The 25,256-nt window shown below is 35.3% G+C and carries 28 protein-coding genes, 2 pseudogenes and 1 riboswitch; of the genes and pseudogenes, 22 read left to right on the top strand and 8 right to left on the bottom strand.

Features of this window, described 5'->3' with window-relative positions:
• Positions 1–88 precede the first annotated feature (88 nt).
• A riboswitch (SAM riboswitch) is annotated at positions 89–187 on the top strand.
• Between the two features lie 40 nt (positions 188–227).
• The 4 genes from DT250_RS01000 to DT250_RS00985 all read left to right on the top strand — a co-directional run bounded on the left by DT250_RS01000 (position 228) and on the right by DT250_RS00985 (position 2,138).
• Positions 228–545, top strand: a complete 318-nt coding sequence (locus DT250_RS01000; protein WP_002096439.1) for a hypothetical protein — start codon at positions 228–230, stop codon at positions 543–545.
• 254 nt (positions 546–799) lie between these two features.
• A complete protein-coding gene (locus tag DT250_RS00995; RefSeq protein ID WP_060487719.1) occupies positions 800–1,189 on the top strand; it encodes an SWIM zinc finger family protein in 390 nt (129 codons plus the stop codon).
• A gap of 23 nt (positions 1,190–1,212) precedes the next feature.
• Positions 1,213–1,788, top strand: coding sequence for an NAD(P)H-dependent oxidoreductase (locus DT250_RS00990; protein WP_098857658.1), 576 nt, complete (start codon positions 1,213–1,215; stop codon positions 1,786–1,788).
• Positions 1,785–2,138 carry a group-specific protein gene (locus tag DT250_RS00985; RefSeq protein WP_142293508.1) on the top strand — a complete coding sequence of 118 codons (354 nt, stop codon included), beginning with the start codon at positions 1,785–1,787 and terminating at the stop codon, positions 2,136–2,138. Before DT250_RS00990 ends, DT250_RS00985 begins: the two co-directional genes overlap by 4 nt.
• 40 nt (positions 2,139–2,178) lie before the next feature.
• On the opposite strand, the gene DT250_RS00980 is transcribed toward DT250_RS00985, so the two are convergent.
• Positions 2,179–3,525 carry a short-chain fatty acid transporter gene (locus tag DT250_RS00980; protein WP_060487716.1) on the bottom strand — a complete coding sequence of 449 codons (1,347 nt, stop codon included), beginning with the start codon at positions 3,523–3,525 and terminating at the stop codon, positions 2,179–2,181.
• Between the two features lie 406 nt (positions 3,526–3,931).
• On the opposite strand from DT250_RS00980, the gene alo reads away from it, so the two are divergent.
• The 3 genes from alo to DT250_RS00960 all read left to right on the top strand — a co-directional run bounded on the left by alo (position 3,932) and on the right by DT250_RS00960 (position 8,531).
• On the top strand, positions 3,932–5,470 hold the full coding sequence (gene alo / locus DT250_RS00975; protein ID WP_088064022.1) for an anthrolysin O/cereolysin O family cholesterol-dependent cytolysin Alo: 1,539 nt from the start codon (positions 3,932–3,934) through the stop codon (positions 5,468–5,470).
• 322 nt (positions 5,471–5,792) lie between these two features.
• Positions 5,793–7,022 carry a serine hydrolase domain-containing protein gene (locus DT250_RS00965; protein ID WP_088064021.1) on the top strand — a complete coding sequence of 410 codons (1,230 nt, stop codon included), beginning with the start codon at positions 5,793–5,795 and terminating at the stop codon, positions 7,020–7,022.
• Positions 7,023–7,790: 768 nt separating this feature from the next.
• Positions 7,791–8,531: a DUF7225 domain-containing protein gene (locus DT250_RS00960; RefSeq protein WP_088064020.1), complete on the top strand. Its 741-nt coding sequence runs from the start codon at positions 7,791–7,793 to the stop codon at positions 8,529–8,531.
• Here the strand turns inward: DT250_RS00960 and DT250_RS00955 are convergent.
• Entirely contained in the window at positions 8,528–8,626 is a 99-nt protein-coding gene (locus tag DT250_RS00955) for a YjcZ family sporulation protein (RefSeq protein ID WP_088064019.1), read from the bottom strand. The genes DT250_RS00960 and DT250_RS00955 overlap by 4 nt on opposite strands.
• Positions 8,627–8,675: 49 nt before the next feature.
• Here DT250_RS00955 and DT250_RS00950 point away from each other — a divergent pair.
• Positions 8,676–8,912: pseudogene (locus tag DT250_RS00950) on the top strand (DUF5360 family protein); the annotation flags it as partial.
• Between the two features lie 164 nt (positions 8,913–9,076).
• Here the strand turns inward: DT250_RS00950 and DT250_RS00945 are convergent.
• Positions 9,077–9,622, bottom strand: a complete 546-nt coding sequence (locus DT250_RS00945; RefSeq protein WP_088064018.1) for a transcriptional regulator — start codon at positions 9,620–9,622, stop codon at positions 9,077–9,079.
• 127 nt (positions 9,623–9,749) lie between these two features.
• On the opposite strand from DT250_RS00945, the gene DT250_RS00940 reads away from it, so the two are divergent.
• The 3 genes from DT250_RS00940 to DT250_RS00930 are packed head-to-tail and all read left to right on the top strand — an operon-like array spanning position 9,750 to position 11,676.
• Positions 9,750–9,989: a PLD nuclease N-terminal domain-containing protein gene (locus DT250_RS00940; RefSeq protein WP_087984180.1), complete on the top strand. Its 240-nt coding sequence runs from the start codon at positions 9,750–9,752 to the stop codon at positions 9,987–9,989.
• Positions 9,986–10,891, top strand: coding sequence for an ABC transporter ATP-binding protein (locus tag DT250_RS00935; RefSeq protein WP_088064017.1), 906 nt, complete (start codon positions 9,986–9,988; stop codon positions 10,889–10,891). Before DT250_RS00940 ends, DT250_RS00935 begins: the two co-directional genes overlap by 4 nt.
• Complete coding sequence (locus tag DT250_RS00930) at positions 10,888–11,676, top strand: ABC transporter permease subunit (protein WP_088064016.1); 789 nt, start codon at positions 10,888–10,890, stop codon at positions 11,674–11,676. The genes DT250_RS00935 and DT250_RS00930 overlap by 4 nt, the downstream gene beginning before the upstream one ends.
• A 63-nt stretch (positions 11,677–11,739) precedes the next feature.
• Here DT250_RS00930 and DT250_RS00925 read toward each other — a convergent pair whose 3' ends face one another.
• From DT250_RS00925 to DT250_RS00915, 3 genes are all read right to left on the bottom strand, one after another.
• Positions 11,740–12,999 (bottom strand): serine hydrolase domain-containing protein, encoded by a 1,260-nt coding sequence (locus DT250_RS00925; RefSeq protein WP_149212335.1) that lies wholly within the window; start codon positions 12,997–12,999, stop codon positions 11,740–11,742.
• Positions 13,000–13,100: 101 nt separating this feature from the next.
• Entirely contained in the window at positions 13,101–14,300 is a 1,200-nt protein-coding gene (locus DT250_RS00920) for an MFS transporter (RefSeq protein WP_087984184.1), read from the bottom strand.
• Between the two features lie 15 nt (positions 14,301–14,315).
• The gene (locus DT250_RS00915; protein ID WP_046954781.1) at positions 14,316–14,732 is read right to left on the bottom strand and encodes a MarR family winged helix-turn-helix transcriptional regulator; all 417 of its coding nucleotides are present in this window, start codon (positions 14,730–14,732) and stop codon (positions 14,316–14,318) included.
• A 174-nt stretch (positions 14,733–14,906) separates the two neighbouring features.
• On the opposite strand from DT250_RS00915, the gene phaZ reads away from it, so the two are divergent.
• The 4 genes from phaZ (at position 14,907) to DT250_RS00895 (ending at position 17,612) form a co-directional block, all read left to right on the top strand.
• On the top strand, positions 14,907–15,824 hold the full coding sequence (gene phaZ, locus DT250_RS00910) for an intracellular short-chain-length polyhydroxyalkanoate depolymerase (protein WP_142291779.1): 918 nt from the start codon (positions 14,907–14,909) through the stop codon (positions 15,822–15,824).
• Positions 15,825–15,884: 60 nt separating this feature from the next.
• A complete protein-coding gene (locus DT250_RS00905; protein WP_000546484.1) occupies positions 15,885–16,118 on the top strand; it encodes a hypothetical protein in 234 nt (77 codons plus the stop codon).
• A gap of 113 nt (positions 16,119–16,231) precedes the next feature.
• Positions 16,232–17,428, top strand: a complete 1,197-nt coding sequence (locus DT250_RS00900; RefSeq protein ID WP_097889845.1) for an MFS transporter — start codon at positions 16,232–16,234, stop codon at positions 17,426–17,428.
• Positions 17,412–17,612, top strand: coding sequence for an NETI motif-containing protein (locus tag DT250_RS00895; protein WP_000166305.1), 201 nt, complete (start codon positions 17,412–17,414; stop codon positions 17,610–17,612). Before DT250_RS00900 ends, DT250_RS00895 begins: the two co-directional genes overlap by 17 nt.
• A 105-nt stretch (positions 17,613–17,717) precedes the next feature.
• Here the strand turns inward: DT250_RS00895 and DT250_RS00890 are convergent.
• Positions 17,718–18,119: pseudogene (locus DT250_RS00890) on the bottom strand (DUF4279 domain-containing protein); the annotation flags it as partial.
• A 365-nt stretch (positions 18,120–18,484) separates the two neighbouring features.
• On the opposite strand from DT250_RS00890, the gene DT250_RS00885 reads away from it, so the two are divergent.
• A complete protein-coding gene (locus tag DT250_RS00885; protein WP_149212334.1) occupies positions 18,485–18,943 on the top strand; it encodes a VOC family protein in 459 nt (152 codons plus the stop codon).
• A 139-nt stretch (positions 18,944–19,082) separates the two neighbouring features.
• Here DT250_RS00885 and DT250_RS00880 read toward each other — a convergent pair whose 3' ends face one another.
• On the bottom strand, positions 19,083–20,165 hold the full coding sequence (locus DT250_RS00880) for an S-layer homology domain-containing protein (RefSeq protein ID WP_149212333.1): 1,083 nt from the start codon (positions 20,163–20,165) through the stop codon (positions 19,083–19,085).
• Positions 20,166–20,531: 366 nt separating this feature from the next.
• Here DT250_RS00880 and DT250_RS00875 point away from each other — a divergent pair, with 366 nt between their 5' ends.
• The 6 genes from DT250_RS00875 to DT250_RS00850 are packed head-to-tail and all read left to right on the top strand — an operon-like array spanning position 20,532 to position 25,251.
• Positions 20,532–20,954, top strand: coding sequence for a hypothetical protein (locus DT250_RS00875; protein ID WP_149212332.1), 423 nt, complete (start codon positions 20,532–20,534; stop codon positions 20,952–20,954).
• Between the two features lie 26 nt (positions 20,955–20,980).
• A complete protein-coding gene (locus DT250_RS00870; RefSeq protein ID WP_149212331.1) occupies positions 20,981–21,286 on the top strand; it encodes a WXG100 family type VII secretion target in 306 nt (101 codons plus the stop codon).
• Between the two features lie 22 nt (positions 21,287–21,308).
• Entirely contained in the window at positions 21,309–22,028 is a 720-nt protein-coding gene (locus DT250_RS00865; RefSeq protein WP_149212330.1) for a DUF5081 family protein, read from the top strand.
• Positions 22,028–22,354, top strand: coding sequence for a hypothetical protein (locus DT250_RS00860; RefSeq protein WP_048544634.1), 327 nt, complete (start codon positions 22,028–22,030; stop codon positions 22,352–22,354). The genes DT250_RS00865 and DT250_RS00860 overlap by 1 nt, the downstream gene beginning before the upstream one ends.
• Before the next feature lie 33 nt (positions 22,355–22,387).
• A complete protein-coding gene (locus DT250_RS00855; RefSeq protein ID WP_149212329.1) occupies positions 22,388–24,259 on the top strand; it encodes an ADP-ribosyltransferase in 1,872 nt (623 codons plus the stop codon).
• A gap of 17 nt (positions 24,260–24,276) precedes the next feature.
• A complete protein-coding gene (locus DT250_RS00850) occupies positions 24,277–25,251 on the top strand; it encodes a hypothetical protein (RefSeq protein WP_149212328.1) in 975 nt (324 codons plus the stop codon).
• Positions 25,252–25,256: the final 5 nt, after the last annotated feature.

Below are 25,256 nucleotides of genomic sequence, written 5' to 3'. Positions count from 1 at the left end.
GTATGAACAGTAAGGAACAAAATATAATTTGTTATATTTGTTTGACAATTAGAATGAAATTACGTATAGTAAGAATTAAGTGAATATTTTCTTATCCAGAGAGGTGGAGGGACTGGCCCGATGAAACCCAGCAACCGCGATGCAGGTGCTAATTCCAGCAGAACATATTTGTTCTGGGAGATAAGACGAAGATATATACGTAACTTCTTCTTATCGGAGAGGTTTTTTTGTTGCAAAAAAACCGATTACGAAAATTTATATTAAGAAGAAAGGGGTTGCGAAGTACTGTGACACTCGAAAAATACGTAAAACTGCGTAGTACAGTTTATGAATATATGATAGAGCAAGATAAGCCAATATCATTGTTAGATATTCAAGAACATATCGTTTCGCATCATGAAGGAAAATTCACGAAAAAGATGTTACATCAATTTTATTTATCAAGACTATTAGATGAACTGAAACTGGATGGGAAAATTACATTAGCTGATGAATATCTCTATACTGAAAAAGGGGTATTTTATAAGGCGGGAAAAGGGAGCTAAGCTCTCTTTTTTTTTGAAGTATGTAGAGTAAAAGACTGCTTAAGCAGCCTGATACAAGGGAATGGTGTTGAGTGTGTAGTGTCAAAGATTGAATGTGCCTGAAAGAGGCACTTCATATCGGCTGCAAATGAAAAGAGACACCTCCGCCGAATAGGTGTCAGTCGTTTTGTCATATAGACTTGCTATTTGACAGTTATTAGAATAACATGCAGGGTTTTGGAAGTCAAAAGGGAATTAAAGGAAGAGGTGTTGTTATGTACGCTTACTTACTAAATGATATAACGAAATGGATTCCTAAGTACATTATGGATAAAGGTTATGAATATTATGAAGAAGGACATGTAGAAGATGTTGAAATACAAGAAAAGAAAATATTTGCTTTTGTTACTGGAAATGCAGGAAACTATGAAGTAATGATTGATCTTGAAAATTTTACAGAAAGTAGCTGCGAGTGTCCATATGAGAATTATTGTAAGCATATGGCGGCAGTTGTTTATGATATTCAAAGTGCTGGTGAGAGTACGGTGAAAGAGAAACTGAAAGATTTAGAAAAGGAAGAGTTACTTACATTATTAAATCGTTTATTACAAAGTTCGAAAAACGTGCAAATTGTAGAGAAGATGTTAAAGAAGGGGAAACTTTAACTTATAGAGGGAGTTGTTATGTAGTGAATGTACTAATTGTATACGCTCATCCTAGTCCTTCCAGTTTTAATGCGGGGATATTAAAGCATGTGCAAAAAGGATTACAAGAAACAAATCATTCGGTTACGGTACTTGATTTATATAAGGAACAATTTGATCCCGTCCTTGTATTTAATGAGGAGAAGAAAAGACGTGATTTAGTAAATGAAGAAGAGACAGCTCGGTACAGAACGTTAGTGGAAGAAGCGGATACTCTTCTCTTCATTTATCCAATATGGTGGTGGGGGATGCCAGCTATTTTAAAAGGGTTTATTGATCGCATTTTCGTAGCTGGTTTTGCTTATAAATATGAAGGTGCCCTGCCGAAAGGCTTATTGAAAGGTAAGAAGGCATGGGTAATTAATACGTTAGACTCACCGTTATGGTACGTCGCACTACTATATCGATCAGCCGATTGGATTATAATGAAGAGAGGTATTTTACGTTTTTGCGGCATTCGCGATATAAAACGATCTGTTTTTCAATCTGTGAAAACGAGTAAACGAGAGAAGCGGGAAAAATGGTTATTACAAATAGAAGAAAAGGCTCGTACGTTATGAATGAAATGGAACGTATTATAAATTGTTGTCAGTATGATAACGAACTTTTTCGTACATATATTAATTGCTTAATCCAATTGAAGAAATGTAGTGAAACGTTTCAACAAATACAGATTCAATTAAGAAATGATTATTTAATAAGAGGAATTTGTGAAAGAGAAGTGGATGAGGTAGTAAGAGGAAGTAAAGAGTATGAAACGTATTTTCTTCCTAAAGCGTTACAGTGGAATTTCTTGAGGGAAAATCCACATCTGATTGAAAAAGTATGTGAAGATTTTTTTGCATTTGAGGCATTACAGCTTACGGATATAGAGTGGAAGATCGTGATAAATTGCGTGGGAAATAAGTGATTTATTATATAAAAAAGCTAGTATAAAACTAGCTTTTCGTTTAAATAAATAAGAAACATAGACTAATGATAAATCCTGCATATAGTAAGTTAACAACGCAAAATCCCATAATATCACGAGCACCTAAACCAGCTATCGCTAATGCCGGTAATGCCCAGAATGGTTGAATCAAATTCGTCCAAGCATCGCCCCACGCAATTGCCATTGCTGTTTTTGCGGCAGGTACACCAAGTTCAGCGCCAGCTGGAATCATAATTGGTGCTTGCACAGCCCATTGACCCCCACCAGATGGAACGAAAATATTAACGATTCCAGCACTTAAAAAAGTAAAGAGCGGGAAAGTCGTTTCGTTTGAAATGCTAATAAAGTAATTCGAAATAGCCCCTCCAAGTGAAAGTCCTTCACTATTCGCTCCAATCATCATCCCCATAATTCCTGCGTAAAACGGAAATTGAAGTAAAATGCCAGAAGCACTTTTCGTAGAGTCTGAAAAAGCGCGAATATATTGAATCGGAGTACGGTGGAAAATAAGTCCAGCAATTAATAACATAAAAATAACGATGTCTAGCGTAAGGTTAAAGCCTTTCGTATAAAAGTAATTGAAAATATAAATGAGACCTAACAATCCAACGCAAAGTGTAATAATGATGCTATTTTCCATTTTTTCGGCGAATGTATTGTTTCCTACTTCTTGCGCGGCAGCTTCTTCATGGAATACGCTAGGATCTACCGTTATCGTATGTTTTTCATCTGGATGCATCGCTTTATTAATGAGAGGCATCGTAACGAGAAAAATAATAACTGGTACAAGTGCGTATGGTGAGAATAACGTTTCTGTTATTGGAATCGCTTCTTTAATACTTCCAGCTGTCGTTTTAATTAACGTTTCGCCGCCTGTTGCTAACGTAAGAGGAATAGAAGCAGAAAGCCCCGCATGCCAAATGAGAAATCCAGAGTAAGAAGAGGCAATGGCTAGTCTATAGTCTAATCCTTCAAGCTGCCGTGCTACTTCTTTTGCATATAAAACAGATACAACAATACCAAATCCCCAGTTTATGTATGCCCCTAGTAAACTTACGATTGAAATGGCAATAATACCTTGTCCATTCGTTTTCGGTAGTTTTGCCGCTTTCGTTAATCCTTTTTTAATGAGAGGCGCGTTTGCTAAAGCAGATCCTGTCACGAGTACAAGTGCCATTTGCATAGAAAAGGCGAGTAGTCCCCAAATGCCATTACCCCAGTGATTAATCATTTCCACAGGTGTTTGGTGAGTCGCAAACATGCCGAAGAAAATAACGAAAACAGTTAATAAACATGATAAAATAAACGGCTCTGGCAAGAAACGTTGCACTAAGGCGACGCAACCATTTGTAAAAGAACGAAACAAAATAGATCAACCTCCTTATGTATATGTATTACAATTATTCGAGGTTGATTCGTTCATAACCTTTTAGAATTAGAAGATTCTGATATTTTTGGAGGGATTGAAATATTGTCAAGAAGAGTAGTACCACCATCACCCTGACAGAAAAAGTTGCTTTTCCTCAATATGAAATATTGCATATAAAAATGAATTGATGCAAATGCAAAAGCTTATTATAATGAAAGCATAAATATACAACGCATCTTAATACAGCAAAGAGGAGGAAGTAATATGGAAATCGCAATGGCAGTTTTAAAATTTTTAGGTGGAGTAATTCCTTTAGTTCAAGAACTTTTAAAAGCGTTTATGTAAGGTTATTAGTTAGCTATCATATATCAATCATTATTATATCTTACTAAAAAAGAACGGGGTGATTTTTCTGAATAATAAGAAAAGTACCAAGAGAAGAAAGTTCCTTGCATGTTTATTAGTTAGTTTATGCACTCTTAATTATTCATCTATTTCTTTCGCAGAAACACAAGCCGGTAATGCAACTGATATAACTAAAAATGCTAGTAGTATTGATACTGGTATAGGAAATCTTAAATACAATAATCAAGAGGTTTTAGCTGTAAATGGTGATAAAGTAGAGAGTTTTGTTCCGAAAGAAAGTATCAATTCAAATGGTAAATTTGTAGTAGTGGAACGCGAGAAAAAATCACTTACAACGTCACCAGTCGATATTTCGATTATTGATTCTGTAGTAAATCGTACGTATCCAGGAGCTGTACAACTTGCCAATAAAGCATTTGCAGACAATCAACCGAGTTTATTAGTGGCTAAGAGAAAGCCTTTGAATATTAGTATAGACTTACCTGGTATGAGAAAAGAAAATACAATCACTGTTCAAAATCCGACATATGGTAATGTGGCTGGAGCAGTAGACGATTTAGTATCTACTTGGAATGAAAAGTATTCTACAACACATACGTTACCTGCAAGAATGCAATATACAGAATCTATGGTTTATAGTAAATCACAAATCGCAAGTGCTCTTAATGTTAACGCTAAATATCTTGATAACAGTCTAAATATTGACTTTAATGCGGTAGCAAATGGAGAAAAGAAAGTGATGGTGGCCGCATATAAACAAATATTTTATACTGTAAGTGCTGAACTACCAAACAATCCATCTGATCTCTTTGATAATAGTGTTACTTTTGGTGAGTTAACTCGTAAAGGAGTAAGTAATGCGGCTCCACCTGTTATGGTTTCAAATGTAGCTTATGGTAGAACGGTTTATGTAAAATTAGAAACCACATCTAAGAGTAAAGATGTACAAGCTGCTTTTAAAGCTTTACTTAAGAATAACAGCGTCGAAACGAGTGGACAGTATAAAGATATTTTTGAAGAAAGTACCTTTACTGCTGTCGTATTAGGCGGAGATGCGAAAGAGCATAACAAGGTTGTTACAAAAGATTTCAATGAAATCCGAAATATCATTAAAGATAATGCTGAATTAAGTTTTAAAAATCCAGCATACCCAATTTCATATACAAGCACTTTCTTAAAAGATAATGCAACTGCTGCTGTTCATAACAATACAGATTATATCGAGACGACAACTACAGAATATTCAAGTGCTAAAATGACACTTGATCATTACGGTGCTTACGTTGCTCAATTTGATGTATCTTGGGATGAATTCACATTTGATCAAAATGGGAAAGAAGTATTAACACATAAAACATGGGAAGGTAGTGGCAAAGACAAAACGGCTCATTACTCTACAGTTATCCCTCTTCCACCAAATTCAAAAAATATAAAAATTGTAGCAAGAGAATGTACAGGTCTTGCATGGGAATGGTGGAGAACAATTATTAATGAACAAAACGTTCCGTTAACAAATGAAATAAAGGTTTCAATTGGAGGAACAACATTATATCCAACTGCTACTATTAGTCATTAGGTTGGAGTAAAGCGCCCTGGTTATAGGGCGCTTTTTTACTTGTTTGAAAGAATATCGGTGTTTTTAGATGTATCATAATCAATTCGCAAATCTTGTAATCATATTTTTTTATGGCTGTATCAATGTTATTAATGATTGCATTTCCCATTATTAAATCCCCATAAATGTAGCCTATCTTAGGTTGATAGTGATGCATGGTGCCTCAATGTATATAAATGCATTTTGTCGAAATTATTAAAAAGGGGAATTTTTCTATTTGAAGAACTAATAATTGATTGTCAATATGTATTAGAAATCTCAATCTAAACTAAAGGAGAACAAAATGGGACAAAACAATAAGGGCTTTTCTGAAACAGGATTGCGCAAAATGCGCAATATATTGGCGCGGCATGTTGATTCTGGAAAGATTCCTGGGCTCGTCGCCTTAGTCAGCCGAAACGGCGAGACGTATGTCGAAGCGCTTGGAACAATGAGGCATGATGGTGGTGCACCAATGCGTCGGGACACGATTTTTCGATTGGCGTCCACTAGCAAGCCAATCGCAGTTTCACCAGTAATGGTTCTGCTCGATGAGTGCAAACTGCATTTAGACGACCCAGTAGACAAATGGCTACCGGAACTCGCCGACCGACAAGTGTTGAAACAGCCCGATGGCCCGCTAGAAGAGACCGTCCCAGCACGACGTCCTATCACTGTACGAGACTTGTTGACCTCCACATTCGGGCTCGGAGTGGATCTCACGTTGATGGGTTCTCCAATCATGAACGCGTTCTTCGAGAGTGGGATATTCGACACGCCAGGTCAGGATATGCCCGATCCAGATGAGTTTATGCGTCGCCTAGGTGCACTTCCGCTAAGCTATCAGCCCGGAGAGCGGTGGCAGTATCATATCAGTATAGAAGTAATCGGCGTTCTTGTTGCCAGGGTCACGGGTCAGACGTTCGAGTCGTTCTTGCGCGAACGCATATTCGATCCGCTAGGAATGAAGGACACTGGATTCTACGTACCTCAGCTCAAGATTGATCGGCTTCCACCAGCCTTCAACCCCAATCCGCAGACAGGTGAATTCATCGTTTGGGATGAGGGGGCGGGTGGACGTTACAGCAAACCTCCAGCATTCCAAGCAGGCGGTGGTGGACTGCTTGGAACCGTCGACGATTATCACGCGTATTTGCAGATGCTTTTGAATAAAGGGGTGCACGGTACTAAACGGATCTTGTCTAGGCCCGCAGTCCAGCTGATGACCACCAACCGTCTTACTCCGGAACAACAAGTATACCGAGACGATTTGGCCAAAAATAACGTCCATTTGTCGTTCGGACAAGGGATCCAAGGTGGCTGGGGCTTTGGGATGGCGGTGCGTACCTATCTTGGAGACTACGCGTCTATTGGTCAATTCGGCTGGGATGGTGGAACCGGTACTTCAGCTTACGCTGATCCAGATAAACAGTTTATTGGAATTCTGTTCACCCAGGTTGGGATGTCCACTCCGGCCCCATCGCATCTTATCCAAGACTTCTGGACCACGACCTATCAAGCGATCGAAGACTAGGGTATCGTTTAAAGGAAAACGCCAAGACGGATAGATAATCATAGGCTTGATGGCCACGATCAACACCATGGTTAAAAGTTAGGATAGGACCGTGTTGGAAGTACTGCGGTAATAGTTGGGCATTATTAATAATAGCACAACAAAAAATCCCCTTGGATGCAAGAGGATTTTTTTATTGGGAATAGTAAGGACGAGAGGAGGTGCATTACATATGGGAAAAGGTAGAAGTAATAATGCTGGTAAAAAGCAACCGAATTTCGATGATTCATCTAATTTCGCTAAACAAAGCCAACCGACAGAAAAGAAGAAGAAGTAAAAAAAGGATCTCTCTTGATAAAGAGAGATCCTTTTTTAATATATTGACGTTTCGGCACAACATATCGATTGCTCAACCAAATAGTCATTATAGTCATTCAGGCAAGGCTTAAACTCCTTCGAATGGAAGTTAATTTAATATTATTGCCCTGCTTTTTATAATGCTTCTTCACGTTTACCTTATTTAAAAAGCCAATAAAAAAAAGACACGTTTCCTAAATAAACGAGCTCTTAATGGAGTATTATCTTTATTTTGAGCATTTAATAAAATTCTCCAATTTATATTTTACTCTAATAGTCTATGAAATTTAATTAATTAAATGTAAAATTTATATAGTAAGTTATAAAAATTTATGAAGAACTTTAAATATATTATTCTACAATTAGGCCAAATTATAGAGTGCAAGTTCTACTAGGCTTAAAACTATTGAGAAACATGAGGAGAGGATTACATTGACTATTTATGAGCAATTTATAGAGGCTCTTAAAGAAAAGATAGGCGATACTGTAACATCTGCAGAGATAAAGGACAGATTAATAACAAAATTTAATACAAAACCGGGGAGTATTAATCCTGCTGATTATTGTTATAACCGTTATAACAAAGGGAGAGCTGTTAATAAAAATCTGTTTATATATATAAATAAAAAAACTTTTAGATATGTAGGTGAAAATTATCCTTATACAGGATTAGTTTTTCACAAACCTAAAGGGACAGATTGTGAATCTGTTGTAGGTGAGTGGGATAATGGGAAACTTCTTGTCTATGGGGATAAGGATAAAATAGGAATCTCACAAATTAAAAAGTTATATGAGGCATATTTTGAAATGTTACGATTTGAAATGAATGTTCTTGGTTGTAAGGCGACTGAATTAAGGCATCTTATAGGTCGTCTAGGTGAATCTTTTTGTGTTCTTTATACGAATGGTGAGCTATCCAAAGTGACGAATCAGCATGGATATGATGTCATTAAAGATGGACGAAGAATAAGTGTTAAAACAACTGCCCAAGAAAAAGGGTTTATCACGATCAATCAAAACACATTTGACCAATTTGATGACTTCTTTGTAGTTCAGTATAAAGATGATGAGTTGAAAGTATTATTTTATGGGCCAAAGGAAGAACTTTCGGCGCTTAGACCATATGGGAATAATTATGAGGTCGATATAAATTCTTTTCTTATAGTTTTTTAGCAGAAGCAAGCAGCTCCAACGATGATTAATAAAATAAACAATACAACTAATAAAGTAAAACCTTCAGCAAAATCGCAACTACCACCAAATCCCATAATAGTTCCTCCTTTAATAAGAGGGAACAACAGGGGTATGCTCATGTAATTACATTCTAAAAAAAAACATATTTGGAGCCACTTGGCGTTCTTATCATTAATTTTAACTTTTTGTTCAGGAATACAAGCTCTAGCATTTTGGACAATCCGTTTAGATTTCGATATTTCTTGGTGGATTCCTAATTTATATTTATTAGTTTACCCATGCTTCTTTTTAAAAAGTGTTTGGAGAGAGTGTGGACGGTATGACAGTAGCATGAGAAAAGAAAGAAAAGAATTCATTTAATAAAAGAAAGACAGGGGCTTTAAGCACATTCGAATTCTAGATCAGTTTTTTCGCTAGCCTTACAGCAGAAGTTAAAACAGAAGCTAAACAATTTTTGAAATGAAAATAGCCGATGTTTCCTTAACATAGGAAACATCGGCTTGTATTATTTATATTGAGTTAGTTTACGTTTCTGGAATAATTGTAATAGCGACGGTCCGAACAGGAGCCTCTTTTTCGTCACCTTTACTTTGGGTATGGTAGTATTTATTCATTAATTCATTAAGTTCGTTTTGAAAGTTCATAAAGTGTTCTTCATCTAGCTTTAATTCCACTACAGAAAAAGTAGCATTATCTTCTTGACTGTTTTGTTCCTCTAATTTTTTAAGGTAACTTTGATATTGTGTCATAAGTGATAATTGGTAATAGGAAATGTAATTTAACTTTTCCTCATCACATAATCCTTTCCACTCACTTCCTTCAATTTTTGCATCTTCTTCATTGATTGCGTAATATTTTTCAGAAACAGATTTTACCTTTTTTTCGTTAATTACATGGACGATATCAGAATCAACCATAGTTTGTAGATGTCTATATAGAGTTGCTTGTGGTACATTTTTAATGATTTTTACCATTTCTAATGGTGTTAGTCCATCTTCTTTATTTCTCATTAATACTTGGCAAATTTTCATTCTTACTGGATGCATTAAGATTTCAACTTTATTACTCACTATATATCACCTTATTCATTATTTATTCTCATTATAAATAATGAGAATAATGTTTGCAATGCATCTGCTCTTGATTTATCATTATTATTATCAATAATGATAATGAGTTTAGGAAGGAATGATAAAAATGCAACTACATTATGGATGGAATGATCTTAAAGACATGGATATTATGGCGTTTCTCCCAATCATATTGCCAGTTATTGCAGTCGGGGTACTTTTAGTTTTCATTGCACTAATTGATTTATACCGACATAGAAAAACAAGAAAAAATGTACTTGTATGGGCGCTAATTATTCTTTTTGTTAACGTATTGGGACCTATTCTATACTTTGTTATAGGGAGAAAGGACAGTGAGAAATTATGAAATTAGAGATTAGAAATGTAACAAAATCATTTAAAGGGAAAATTGCTGTCAATACTTTCTCAATGGAACTGCAATCAGGGGAATGTGTAGGGTTAATCGGACCAAATGGAGCAGGGAAATCTACATTAATAAAAGTGATTTCGGATATTATTAATCCAGATGTGGGTGAAGTGTTATTGAATGGGATAAAAATATCAAAAATGAAAAGGGAAATTGGCTACTTACCGCAATACCCTAATTTTTTTCATTGGATGACAGCGCGAGAAACCCTTATGTTTATGGGGCAACTTTCAGGGATGAAAAAAGAAGCTTTGTCAAAGTCGATACCAAAAATTTTGGAGAAAGTTGGATTAAGTGGGGAAGAAGATTCGAAGGTGAGTACCTTTTCTGGTGGAATGAAACAAAGACTCGGTATTGCACAAGCATTACTGCATAAACCGGCGCTTATTGTCATGGATGAGCCAGTATCCGCATTAGATCCAATAGGTAGAAGGGAAGTATTAAATCTCATTGAAGAAATAAAAAAAGATACGACTATTTTATTATCAACCCATATATTGAGTGATGCAGAAGAAATCTGTGAACGATTTGTCATGATTAAAGATGGAACAAAGATAGAAGATACAACAATTACTGAGCTTTTACACCGTAATAGCGAAAATAAATTAATCATTGAAATTACAGCTAAAGATCGAGAGTGGATTGACGTTGTAAAAAATTTGCCTTATGTGAAGGATGTAGAAGTGATTGGACTTAAAGTCAAAGTGAAGGTTGAAAGTATCAAAATAAATAAAAATATGTTACTGCAAAATGCACTCGAACATAAAGTGGACATCGTTAAGTTTGAAATAAACAACGATACTTTAGAAGAAATTTTCTTGAAATTGGTGGTGCAAAAATGAATAACTCAATGATATTGATAAAAAAAGAATGTGTTCAAATGTTACGTGATTTTAAGATCATTTGGCTACCAATTGTTTTTATATTTTTAGGGGCAACACAGCCAATAGTAACGCATTACTTACCATCCATTTTAGGAGCATTAGGTGGAGGGCAGGGAATTACCATCGATCCAAGTATGACATCACAAAAAGGAGGCGAAGTATTAGCGAGTACTTTGGGGTCTCAGTTTGATCAGCTCGGACTTATGATTCTAGTGATTTCTATGATGGGTGCTATTCAAACAGATAAAGCTAACGGTATGTTGGCCTTTATTTTAACGAGACCTGTTACGGTTACTTCATATATAGTGGGGAAAATAGTATCAAATTATGTAATAGTAGCGCTTAGTGTAATGATTGGATACTTTACCTCTTATCTATATACAAACTATCTTTTTACTGTTGTTCCGTTTTCGCACATGATTACTGGATTACTATTTTATTTAATTTGGGTTCTTTTTATCGTATCTTTCACAACAATGATAAGTGCTATTTTTCACAGTCAAGGTATTATTGCACTAATTTCAATTGTTGTTCTTTTAGCTTGTAGAATAATCGTCGGTTTGAGTCCAATAATAGATCAAGTTAATCCAGCCAGTATGAGTAAACACGCAATGGAAACGTTAGTCACAGGGGGAGTGAATGCAACTGCAATGGTCAATGTACTACTAACGATTATTTGGATCTTATTGACACTCTTCGTGACAAATTATTGGATTGCTAATAAAAAATTCACGTATGAATAAGAAAAGAATAATCGTGATGAGGGGATTTATTAAAATAAATACCCCAATAAGAAGAAGCTTCCACTACTGTGGAAGCTTCTCTAAATGATGTGCAATATCAATATACATATTTGAGTAGACTGAATGTATTTCATTACTTGGCGTAGCGTTAGAAGAGAAGTGGACAATGACCATATTTGCTTTCGGATCGATGTAAAGTGTTTGTCCGTAACTACCTAACACTTCAAAAGCACCTTGTTCATTGTGCGGAATCCACCATTGATTATGATAAGAAATGGAAGCTCCAGGGCCAACTGCAAGTTCACCTTCTTGGACATTTTTTATATCTTTAGTAATAGAAGAAGGGAGAATTTGTTTTCTATTATATTCCCCGTTGTTTAATAGTAATTGCCCGAATCTAGCCATATCTCTAGCAGTTGCATTTAAACCAGCGCTAGCTTGTTCAACTTTTGTTTCATCGGTGACATAATAAGCATTTTCTTCCATACCAATTTGAGACCATATGCGCTCGCTAACATTTTCAGCTAATGATTTACCCGTGATAGTTCGAATAACCCAAGCGAGTGTTTCGGCTGATCCGTTATCGTAAGAAAAATCGGAACCAGGCGTTGCAGTTTCTTCTGCTTCTCGTAACATATCATAAATTTTCATCGGACCGTCGTAGTTTTTACCTCTAGGTAAAATATTGCTCGCTAAATATAGTTGTGCATCTTGATTTTCTAACGCTGGATGTTCGTATCCGTGAGTAGGGTATTCTACAGAAACTTGCATGTCCATTAATTGCTGAAGTGTGGCATTACCGAACGGTGTATTTTTTAATTCTTTTATATATGCGTCAGCTGTTTTTTCTAAGTCAATACGATTTTCTTCAGCGAGAGATTGTATAATTGCACCGGTAAAAACCTTTGCTAATGACGCCATGCCATGAGGTTCACTCTCGTTATACCCGTTGAAATATCGTTCATAAACAAGTTGTCCATTGTGTACAACGACAAAAGCATCCGTTTTGTTATCGTCTAAAAGTTTTTTTAGAGGAGTTGTATTTCGAAATCTACGCTCCACAGCAAAATCGTCTAAGTTTTGTGATGCGGTAGAGAAGTGGGAAACGTGATCCGGGTTATTATTTACCTCGTTAATTAAAGTGAATTCTTTCATATGTGTGTACGACCAACGTAAGTAAGGATCATCTAACCAATTTTTTTTCGTCACGTTATTTTTTGATGGGATTGTTTTATTATGTTTGAAGTATGTAAAACCGAGCCCTGTAATTACAAATATGAATGTGATTATGAGTAAGAGTAGGGGAGATTTTTTAAGTTTCATATCGGTCCCTCCTTTTTTATTTCTATTATAAGTATACGCTTCTATTAAAAGAAATACAAAATAAGGAAAGTAAACGGGGAAGTTTACTTTCCTTATTCATGTTAAGCGGAAACTTTTCCATCTGTATGTTGTTTCTTGAATTTTTGTTTTCGTCCGTGTAATCCATAATATAGAAGTAAAGTGAAGGCAACGATAATAGCTGCGATAAAATACATATTATGGTAACTTGATTTCGCTGCGACGATACCTAAAATGAAAGAACCAAAGCCAATACCACTATCAAAGAATGAGAAGTAAGTAGCTGTCGCAGAACCACGTCGGTGGTTTGGAGCGGCAGAAATCGCAATCGTTTGGAAGCTAGGAATTAATGTCCCGTAGCCTAAACCGATTAGCATACCTGCGCCAAGGAACCAAAATGAAGTTTGTGCTTGGCTTAAAATAAACATCCCAATTGTGAAAATAATGATAGCAGGGTAAACAAGTACATTTTCACCGAAGCGATCAAAAATCTTTCCTGTAAATGGACGAGAAATTACAACAACAAGTGCGTATACAATAAAGAAGTAACTAGCAACTTCTCCTAAACCGATCTCTTTCGCATAAATAGGAATAAAGGATAAAATGCCACTATAAGAAAAGGCTAAAACAAATCCTGTCAGAGCGATCGGAATAGAGGATGGTTCAATTAAGTCCTTCCATTTCATTTTTTCTCGTTTTTGTTTGTTCACTGGTGCTTCATGCGGAATATTTACAAGTAGTCCTAATAAAAATGCAAGCAATGAAAATACGGAACAAACGATAAATAGTACAGTAAATGAAAAATGAGAAATAATTGTTAAACCTAAAAAAGGACCAATTACCATCGGCAGACTCATGAATACGCCGAAATAGGCAAGTGCTTCGCCTCGTCTATGAGCTGGCGCAACATCTGTGACAATCGTACCAGTTGCTGTCGTTGCCATACCGAACCCAATACCATGTAAGAAGCGAAGGGCAAGTAATAAAAATAAACTTTGCGCACCGAAATACATAACAGTAGCAGCTAAAAATAATGAAAGTGAAATAAATAATATTTTCTTTCTTCCTAAATCATCGAGCCATTTACCTGTAAATGGTCTACATAAAACAGATGAAATAAGAAAAACAGTTGCAACTAAACCAATTTCCTCAGGTTTTCCTTTTAGGCCGTCTATTACATAGACAGGCAGAGTAGTCATAAGCATGTAAAATGTTAAGAAGAGAAATAGACTACTAAAACAAGTTCCGAGGAAATCCTTCGTCCAAAGTTTCTCACTTTGCATCGTCATCCCTCCAATTTAATCTAAATTTTTAATAATTTGTTGTAACACTTCAAATGCTTGATGTAAATCATCTTCGTTAATATCTTCTAGTGTTTTTTCTTCGAAAGTATCAACTTCTTCTTGCCATACCGGAATCATTTTTATCGCTGTCTCTGATAAAGAAATGAGCTTCTCACGACGATCTTTTCCTTCTGTACGAATAATCCAGCCCATCGTTTCCATACGTGTTAACGTACGAGTCATCGTTGGTGATTCAACATTTAAGTACTGGCACAATTCTGTTTGCGTACAAGAACCGGTTTGATTAATGCGGAAAATAACAGCCCATTGCGCACTGAATAGCCCAGTTGGAGATACGCGTTCATTAAATTTCTTTGTGAATTTTCGAGAAGTCTGGCTGACAATGTGAAAAAAATGTTGTTTTTCGTCCATGTATTTTGATCCTTTCAAATTAGTTACCTAGCTAACTATATACTTTTTCATTATAATTGTCTAGTAATAGACATGTTGATTTATGTAAAAATTTCGTATAGGTTTTATGTTGCGAACGTATATTCTGCATGCTATTCTTTAAGTAAGTAAAGAATTTTCTTTCTATTAAAAAGAATGGGGGAACTTGTGATGATTAAGCCTGCAACAATGGAGTTTGTTTCACTATCGAACGGAGAAACGATTGCGTATCAGGAAGTTGGAAGGCAAAATGCAGAAATTCTTGTACTCATTCACGGAAACATGACATCGTCACAACATTGGGATTTAGTAATTGAAAAGCTGCAAGACCGATACCATATTTACGCTCTTGATTTAAGAGGATTTGGACAATCAACATATAATCAATCGATAGATTCATTACAAGACTTTGCAAGAGATGTAAAACTATTTATTGATCAATTAAAACTAGAGAAATTTTCATTAATGGGCTGGTCAATGGGTGGTGGTGTTGCGATGCAATTTACAGCGAATCATCCAACTTTTGTTGAAAAGTTAATTTTAGTAGAATCAGTAGGCATGAAGGGATATCCAATTTTTAAAAAAGATATAAACGGGCAACCGATCGTATCAAGTTTAGTAAAGACGAAAGAAGAAATCGCGCAAGATCCCGTACAAATTGCTCCAGTGCTAGATGCGATAAAAAATATGAATAAATTATATTACCGTACAGTATGGAATCTATTAATATATACACATAATCAACCGGAACCGGATCGTTACGAAAAGTATTTAGACGATATGTTAACGCAACGTAATTTCGTGGATGTAAATTATGCGCTCATTACATTTAATATTTCGGATGAACATAACGGGGTTGTAGAGGGAAATAAGCAAATTCATCATATTAAAGCTCCAACACTCGTCATACAAGGTGACAGAGATTATGTCGTACCGCAAGTAGTCGGTGAGGAATTAGCAAAACATTTGCCGAATGCAGAGTTGAAAGTGTTAGAGGATTGCGGTCATTCGCCGTTTATTGATTGTTTAGATGTATTTATAAAACATGTAGAGGATTGGTTAGAAGAGAAATAATCCCCGAAATGATAAGTATTGCATATACTATAACATTGTAGGTAAAAGGGGAGATTATCCATGCATCATCCGTTCTTAATTGCGCATTCGCCATATAATCATCACTTATATACAAAAATAATGATAGCTCCGATGTATATGCAAGTTTCACCAGCTGTAGTTCCTTTACAAATGCAATACCCGCAGCCACCAATTGCTCATGCACAGCAATACGTGTATGAAACTGCTTTTTATAAACATCCGTATTTCAAGCAATTCCATAACAATGTGAAAGCGCAAGTATGGGAAGGATAAGAAGCTAAAAGATTCATTCTTTTAGCTTCTTTTTTATTCATAATATTCGTACACGCATTTGGAGAAACAGTTTATAATGAAAAGTGGAAAGCGTGAGAAGGAGAGGGAAAAGGATGTCGATGCGTTTTACTTTTTGGATTATGGTTGGAATTGTAGCAATCTCGGGTTTGTCACAAGGGATGCTTTTACCGGCCATTGCAATGATTTTTGAACAAGAAGGGGTAAGTTCAAGTATTAACGGTATTCATGCGACGGCATTATACATTGGGATATTAGTTATTTCACCGTTTCTTGAAAAACCGATGCAAAAGTTTGGAATGAAGCCAATTATCGTTATTGGTGGGTTTCTCGTTATTATTTCATTATTCTTTTTTACACAAACTTTTTCATTTTGGGTATGGTTTATTCTTAGATTTCTAGTTGGAGTCGGAGATCATATGCTTCATGTCGGAACACAAACATGGATTACGACAACATCAGACCCGAGTAAAATAGGGAGACAAGTATCGATATACGGTGTATTCTTCGGAATTGGTTTTGCCGTTGGTCCGTATTTAGCAAGCACTGTGCAGTACGGTCTTGCAACACCATTTATTATATCTACTATACTTTGCTTAATAGGTTGGCTATTATTACTTCCAACGAAAAATGCATTCCCGGCGCAAGATGAAAGAGAAGTGGAGAGTGAATCATCATTTTCTCGTTATAAACAAGTTGTTGGATTAGGTTGGATTGCATTACTAGGACCACTTGCATACGGCGTACTGGAAGCAATGTTAAATAGTAACTTGCCAGTATACGCGCTTCGTAAAGGATGGTCTGTATCAGATGTATCCTTCTTATTACCAGCGTTCGCAGTTGGGGGCATTATTACACAAATTCCACTCGGTATATTAAGTGATAAATACGGAAGAGATCGTATTTTAACGTGGACGTTCAGCGTAAGTACGGGCATTTTCCTACTTGCAGCAGTATTTGATCACTATTACTGGATCGTCTTTGCCTGTATGCTGTTAGCGGGTATGGTCATTGGATCATGCTTCTCACTAGGTCTTGGATTTATGACAGATTTATTACCGAGACATTTACTACCAGCAGGTAATATATTATCTGGAATCGCCTTTAGTTTAGGAAGTATTATGGGACCTGTATTAGGAGGCGTATTTATAGAAAAAATACAGTATACAAGCTTTTTTATTGCGGTTATGATTATAATGGGAATTCTCGCAATGGTATATATGGTCTACATGAAGAATCAATTCGCATCAAGAAAAATAGAAAGTAGGTTAGGGCATGACAAAACAACCTAATAAAAAGAAATTTGAAGTACTCGAAAACGAAACAATTACAGACTGCTTAGCACGTATGGAACAAGAAGGCTATGCACCGTCTCGTCGTATGGAAGAACCAATCTTTCATGAAGTGAAGAAAAACGGCAAAACAGAAGTTGAACCGTGCGGTAGAAAGATTGTCTTTGAGGGGAAATTGAAGTAATAAGTTATATAAAAAATTACTTTCAGGTACAAATAAGATAAAACAAATAGTTACATGAAAAAACGCTGTTGATGCCAATATCAATAGCGTTTTTGTTTTTAGGAAATATATATCAAAATGAATTTCTGCTTGAATGAAACTAGCAAAGTCAATAATGTTTTTTTGTAAATACATTGCCGGTGATTCGTTATTCTCCACTTGAATCACTATCATAAAAAGAAAATGTAAACCATACTTCTTCTTGAGATGTTTTAATTGCTCTGTTTTTCCTTCAAGGGATTTTAGAATAACTTGCAACTGATTATTTATATCGTATGATTCTTGATAGCCGGTGCTGAAAGTCCAATTAGTTTCTTTTCTATATAGGGTTTTGGTGGATACAAGATTCGGATTATCACGTTTTGCAACAACATCACCTTTTTTATAAGTTCTTGTAGGCTCGATACTTAGGGCGTCGGTAATTGCTTCAACAGGGAATATATTACCCGTTGCACTAAAATAAGCCATAACTTTGGTTTTATCCAGAGTGGCTCCTCCTCTATTATTAAGATGTTAATCTTATTACATTATAAAAATTTATGAATGTAAATAGAATTTTTATCCTGCTATTTGTGGGCAGTAAAACTTCTAATGGGAGGAAATTAGGTGAGAGCCAATTATCCATAAAAGTATGATTAGTGTGGGAGGAATAAAACCTCACTAGTTTCATTGTATTAAATTCCGGCGTTGGGATATTAGTTAAAGATGGATACCTATACATTTGTAGGACAGAACAATTATACAAAAGTAGGATGCTTAAAAATATAAATATTTGTATGATAAAAACAAAATATATTTTAAAAATCAGAATGTAGAGGAGAGGGCAATATATAATGATACAAAGCATATATGAAACTCATTTACATGTAAGAAATTTAGAAAAGGCGATAGATTTTTATCAAAATAAGTTAAGCTTAACAGTAGCAAAAAAATTATCGGAAAGACGAGTTGCGTTCTTTTGGGTAGGAGAAAGTAAAGAGCAAATGCTCGGGTTATGGGAAGTACATACGAATGAAGAGTTTGAGATGAAACATTTCGCTTTTCGTGTAGATTTAGAGTTTTTAAATGCTTCAAAAGTATGGTTAGAGAAGCGTGGAATAGAGGTAGTAGGGAGTCAAGGGAAAGGAAATCGAGAACCAATTGTCCAAAGGTGGATGCCAGCTGCAAGTGTATATTTTCTAGATTGTGATGGAAATAAATTAGAGTTTATTTCTATGTTACATGATGATCCAGATGAATTAGAATATGCAACGTATTTAAGTGAATGGGATGCGGAGCATCAAGAAAAATAAAGTTTAAACAGTAGGAGTTATATAGTTTTGGATTATATTAAATAGATAGAGACAAATAAAATCCCTCAAGAAAAAGCATGTTCTTGAAGGATTTTTTATGCTTTATATATTTTATATATTTTATATTGCTTGTAACTTATTAATTGTATTTATTTTTAGATATTTCAGCGCGTTGAATATAACCATCAGAGAAGCTAAAATAAAGAGAATAGCTTCCTCGATTATATATAAAGCCTTTACTAGTCATATCCTCTCCGATTCCATCTGGTTCACCAAACCACTCTTTTAATTCATTGATAGTAATATCCATTTTTACCCATATATATCTAGCGTCCGAAGGGTACATGTCAATATTATAATCTCCGTATACTGCTGTATTAGGTGCATCACATTCTGTACATGGTGCTTGCTTCCAAACATCAGGTACTCCAAATTCTTTTTTCACCTCAGATATATCTTTACCCAATGCATTTAATTTAAATGGACCAAACGTCCCATCCTGTAAAGCTGTTGTTAACATTTGTTTCATTTCTTCTTTTGTATTGATGTTGAAATTATAATCTCTGTTTTTTGCTATTGCATTATATAAAAATTGTGCATACTCCTCACGTTTCACAAGCATGTTGCCATTGTAATTACCTGCCTCATCACCGTAGGATATTCGGTTACTACGTAGCGTATTTACAAATTCATAGGCCCAATGATCTTGAGGTACATCTTTAAAGTTACTTTGTCCTTTTGATTGTAATTGAAATGCTTTTTGTAATACTACTGCCATTTCATAACGAGTTAATGCATCATCTGGACGAAAAGCACCTGTTCCATCACCTGTCATAATTCCAGCCTGTACAATAGCTTTAATATCCTTTTCAAACATATGATTTTTAATATCGTTAAACATATTGCTCTGTTCATTGTTGGCTGTTAAACCTAAATGACGAGCAATTAAAGAAGTTACCTGGCCTCTAGTAATATTATCCCCAAAACCAAATTTTCCATTTCCATATCCGTTAAAAAGTCCTGCTGACGCTAAGTAATCAATAGCACCTTTTGACCAGTGGTCCTTTGGTACATCTGTAAATACAGTGTTCGCATTGCCAGCTACCTTAAAGTTATTCGTAGTTGTTTGTGCGTTTGCTGTGCCTACCATCATTGTAGTTGTTAGTGCTGTGGTGATTAAGAATCCGAAAATTTTTTTAGCTTTGCTTGTTTTCTTGCCCATTTGAGAAAGCCTCCCCAGTTTAATTTAACTTTATTAAATATACGTATTACACATATACATTTAATACAATTAAATGTATACATCGCAATTATAACATGTAAATGATGGTTATTTGTCATTCATTTCCTTAATGTGGATAAAATTTCAATAATCTATATGAAGCTATAATTTTTAGATGATAAATATTCATTGCTATTTAATTGAAGAAAAATGCGAAACCTTTTTATAAAATATGGAAATGTTAAAACCCCTTTGATAAAATAGCAATATGCAAAAATAATTATTTATAAATTCTCAATGTAATGAATATTCATGTTTAAATATACGAATTTAACTACATAGTTATTGTAATAAAGGGGGAGAAAGATGTTAGATGAATTGTATAATGCTTTTTTAAATGCATCCGGTTTTACAGAAAGCGCGAGGAAACGAGATCAGTATGATAAATTACATGATTATTTAAAAGATCAAGAAAGAGAATTAAAGCAATACATTCAAGAGGCTGAATCAGCGAAGAGAGATTATGAGAGTAAAAGTAATGGCTTAGAAGCAAATAAAATTCCAGCAGTGGAATTTGAACAAAAACGTCATGAAAAGGATGAAGACTTACATACAGTATTATCCTATTTTAAAAGTGCATTAAGCGAGGTTGGATCTGCGATAGGTACAGCTTATGCAAAGTATTTGGAATATAAAGCGAAAGCAGAAGCGGAGAAAGCGTCAGCATACGCTGCCGCGACCAAAGCTTTTGAAGAAAAGAAAAAGGAATTTGAAAACTTTATCCATTAAGCATACGAAGAATGGAGGGAATCCACATGAGTGGTAAAGAGGTTGAAATTATAGGAAGTAACACAGCAAGTGCCATTTCTTACGCACAAAACATAGAGAACGGCATGAAGGATTCTTTAAATCAAGCGAAAAACTTAAAAGCATACGTTACATGTGCGAACTGGAATGGAAAAACGAGAGATGCCTTTTTAAGTTATCTAGATTTAATCATTCAATATAACTCAGAAATGGTAGAGGCATTTGAAGGACATACGAAAGCTTTGAAAGAGTTAGATAAAAGTATTCAAACGTACGGCGATATATCGGAAGTAAGGGCGATAAAACAGTTGTGATGGAGAAATGAGGGATAAAAGAATGAGAAAAGAAATAAATTTTGCACCTGCTGAATTATATGTTCTCGCAGGTGCAGCTGGGGTTACGGATATATTTGGATTGCCAAATCGTGACGTAATTATTTTACTTGATGAAGAATGTGTCACGAAAGCAACTGCGAGTTTAAAAGAAAAAGGCTTACTTACAAGTGAAAATGGAATTACCCCTGCAGCTTTTCAAATGATTGAGCTATTAAAAGAATATGAAAATTGTCATGAATACACGAGAATGAATAATGTATTAATTGGATTTTTAAAAGAGGATAAAGACCGAGTGGCTGTATTAACGGAAATTGAGCCAAATAAAAAATACGAGATCGACTACATACCAAAGCCAGACGTATATTTTTCCTTATTAACACGCATCCCTTTCTTATTGAGAGAACCGAGGGACATAGAAGATACATTTTTCTCAAAGAGAATGACAGAAACAGAACAACAAACATTTGAGGAAAAAGATTTATCAAATAAAGATGTTATAGCGATAGAAACGTATAAGAGGCCTCGTAGTAATAGAGGAGGAAAATGGGAATGTTTCTTATATTTCACTGAAGGAGAAGATTACGTTCAAATAGATGTAGAACGTAATCGATATGACTGGGTGAGCCTCTATGCGGTGAATAAGAAATTGTATGACGTGTTAAAAATGCCGTATAAAAAATTAGTTGATCCGAGACAATTTTCGTTAGGAGGTATTGAATAATGCAAGTATCAATGGGAGACGGTGGTTCTGGTGGTGGAGAAGAAGTATTAGTTAATTTTCAAGAACTACTTGATATAGTAATGAAATTAGAAGATATATATAAAATCCATGTAGACGTCATTGGAACGAATATTGAGAGTTTATTAAGCAGTGATTTTTATCAAAAAGGTGAAGCGATGAGAGTAATTGAAAAATATCCTGATATATTACACAAAACACTTGAATTTGCTGAACACTATTCTAGGTCGGCGACACTTGTAAGGGTCGCATGTGTAGAAATGCTTGAAAAGGACGAACAATTACGTGAAATATTAAGTAAGTTGTAGAAATCACCATACGGCTGGGGGGATGAAAACGAAATGGATGTGAAATATAGACCTGAACCATGGCAAAACATGGGGGATGGTATGAATCGAATTACAAAAGATACACTCATAAAATTACAGCGCGCAAATGAATTATTGAAAAAAATTGATGGAAGAATACGAGATTTAGACTCAGATGGCAGTATACATTTTAACCCAAAAGATCAATCGCAAAAAATCGGGGAATTACTTGATAGCTATTCGACATTACAAAGATATTGCGGAGAAGCAGGGCGATTGGTCTCTGAACATATAGATAAACCTTTTTTAGTAGAAATGGATAAATTTGCTCAAAAAATGAGAGATACATCTATTCTTAGCTTCGAAACAAATAACCGAATTGGCTCTACAACAACGACAGTATTACCAGATGCGCATGCAGGGTACGGAAGTGTACCACAAACAATTAAAACAAAAAAAGATAAAATAACAGTAGAAGATATTTTTAAAGATTCACCTGCATTTGATAACGTACTTAAAGAAGAATACAAAGAACTAAAAAAACAAAATCCAGATGCAAAACTAAATTATGAAGAATATAAGAAAGTAGTCCCATCCACACGAGGATTTGAATACAAATCGATAGAAGATGAACAGAAAAAACTAGAAATGGTGCGAGATATAGGAATAGGTCTAGGAATCATCATCACAACAATCCTTTGTCCACCACTCGGAACCGCTGCGGCAGTTGTATACGGCGCTGTACAAATCAAAAGTGGTATCGACGGAGAAGACTGGGGAACACATAGGAAATTGAGCCAAGAAGAGCGGGTAGGAAACATCATTTTTGGCGGATTAGATGCAATCCCAGTTGTTGGAGCAGTAGGAAAAGGAGTAAAAGCATTCAAAGGCACGAGTGAATTAGCTGATTTAGCGAAATTATTAAAATTCAAAGAAGGAATGCCTGGTTTTAATCCAAATTTGGGTAAAAATGTGGTACAATCGCTTAAGGAAAATAATCTATTAAAAAATTTAAAAATACAAGGCTGGAAAACCGTAGATAAGATTAATGATGCAGACTACTTCATTAAAGGTCTAGTGGCAAAAGGTGTGGACTCCGTAACCCCATTCGCTAAAGGTGTAGAAATACTGCCAGATGGAAGTGTCGTTAGATCTGGAACGAACTATAGCGGAAAATTCCAAGAAGCCCATGATGCCTCAAAGGCGAGTATTCAGAGTAAGATCTCGAATTTGGAGAGTGGTGGGGTTAAGGGTACGGGGAAAGTTGGTTATGGCAGTAACATTTCAGACAATATCTCAAAAGAAATTAAAGAGTTAGATAAAGAAATAAATAGATTGAAAATAGAGGGAAATGACAAAGAAGTCAAAAGATTAACGCGAGAAAAAAATAAATTGGCCAACAAGTTGGATACGAAAGATGTTATTAGTGATCATTATGACTTGAAGGTTGCAAAGGAGTATGAAAGAAAAATCGATAATTCTAAATATTTTTCTCATGATAAAGGTGATTTTGGGGAAGAAGTGACAAAAATAGTAGCTAGAGACAGTGATTTAGGTAAAGATGTTTCCGATCTGTTCCAAGTGGGGAGAAATGGTATAGATGCAGCATTCCTATCGAAAGGGCCGCCGCCAAAGTTAACTATTATTGAATCAAAGGCATCAGATTCCGCTAGTTTTAGTTACTCGGATAAACAGAAAAAGGGTGGAGATACTTATTTTCAAGACATGGTTAACAGCGATGATCCTAGGTATGCTAATTTTAGAGATAACTTAGAGAATCTGATGGAGGAGAGTCCGGATCTACAATTCGATTTTATTAGAGTTGAAACAGATATAAAGATTACTGATACTGGATTCGGTGTTGATGAGTTAAAGGTAAAGGACTGGAATAAGAAAATAGATTAATTCATAGGGAGGATGCAATGATGAACCCCAAAAAGTTAGAAATGGCTTTTAAAAGATATAGCAAAAATTTTGTGGATGGAATCAAATTTGAAGATGTTAAAGATAAATATAATGTCAGTAGAAGTAAGGTTGAGAAAATTGTTGAGCAAAATGAAACAGAGAAAGATCATATCCTACTAATAAATTTAAGCAAAATTTTCTCATATCACTTGTCACTATGGAAAAACGATGTATTGATAAGCGGTGGAAACAATGTAGAAGGATTAAAGAACATGCAGAAAGTCTTATTTTACCAGTGCATGGGACAAGATCTTTATAAAATCAGATATCCAAAGATGATTTTGGGGTATACGTTTAGAGAAGTCGTTCTCACATTAGTTCATTTTGCAATGTATGGATGGGAGAAAGAAGAAAATATATTATATGATTTTATGGTTCATCACTTCGGTGGACATTTAATAGATGCTAATGAAGAGAATAGACATATTTGGTTTTTGCTAGAACTATACTCGCAGTATAGAAATAAAACCATCATGGGGACAAATGAAAAATTGCATCTAGTCGTGAAAAGTAAGTTTAAAGAAGCTGAACTGCGATGCGATTTAATCCCTGAAGACCTAAATATATATGATGAAGTGTTAGGACGTTGGTCGACTCGTGACTTAGAAGAAATAGAATATCTAATTTCGATAATGTCTCAGTATCATTCTGCGTTAGCTTCTGAAATCGGACAGCTAGGTGAATTTGGTGATTTCAGATACGGATTTTATCCTTTTGAAATATTATTTTTAATCCATGTAAGGAAACAACTAGGGTTGCCAGTACCTACTCAAATCGATAATTTTCTGATGAATACTCCAGAAGCTAGAATGGTATTTGGGGAACATGAGTCATATCCTGAATGGGATCCCGTACTTCAGATGATTGATCAATTTTATCGTGAAAACTATCCGGAATATATTCCTAACAAGCATGGAGAATTATTTCAATAAAAGGG

The organism is Bacillus sp. AR2-1 (genome assembly GCF_008368755.1).
Lineage (GTDB): Bacteria > Bacillota > Bacilli > Bacillales > Bacillaceae_G > Bacillus_A > Bacillus_A wiedmannii.
Note: the sequence above shows the minus strand (reverse complement) of the source record. Positions and strands in the feature narration are given on the sequence as shown.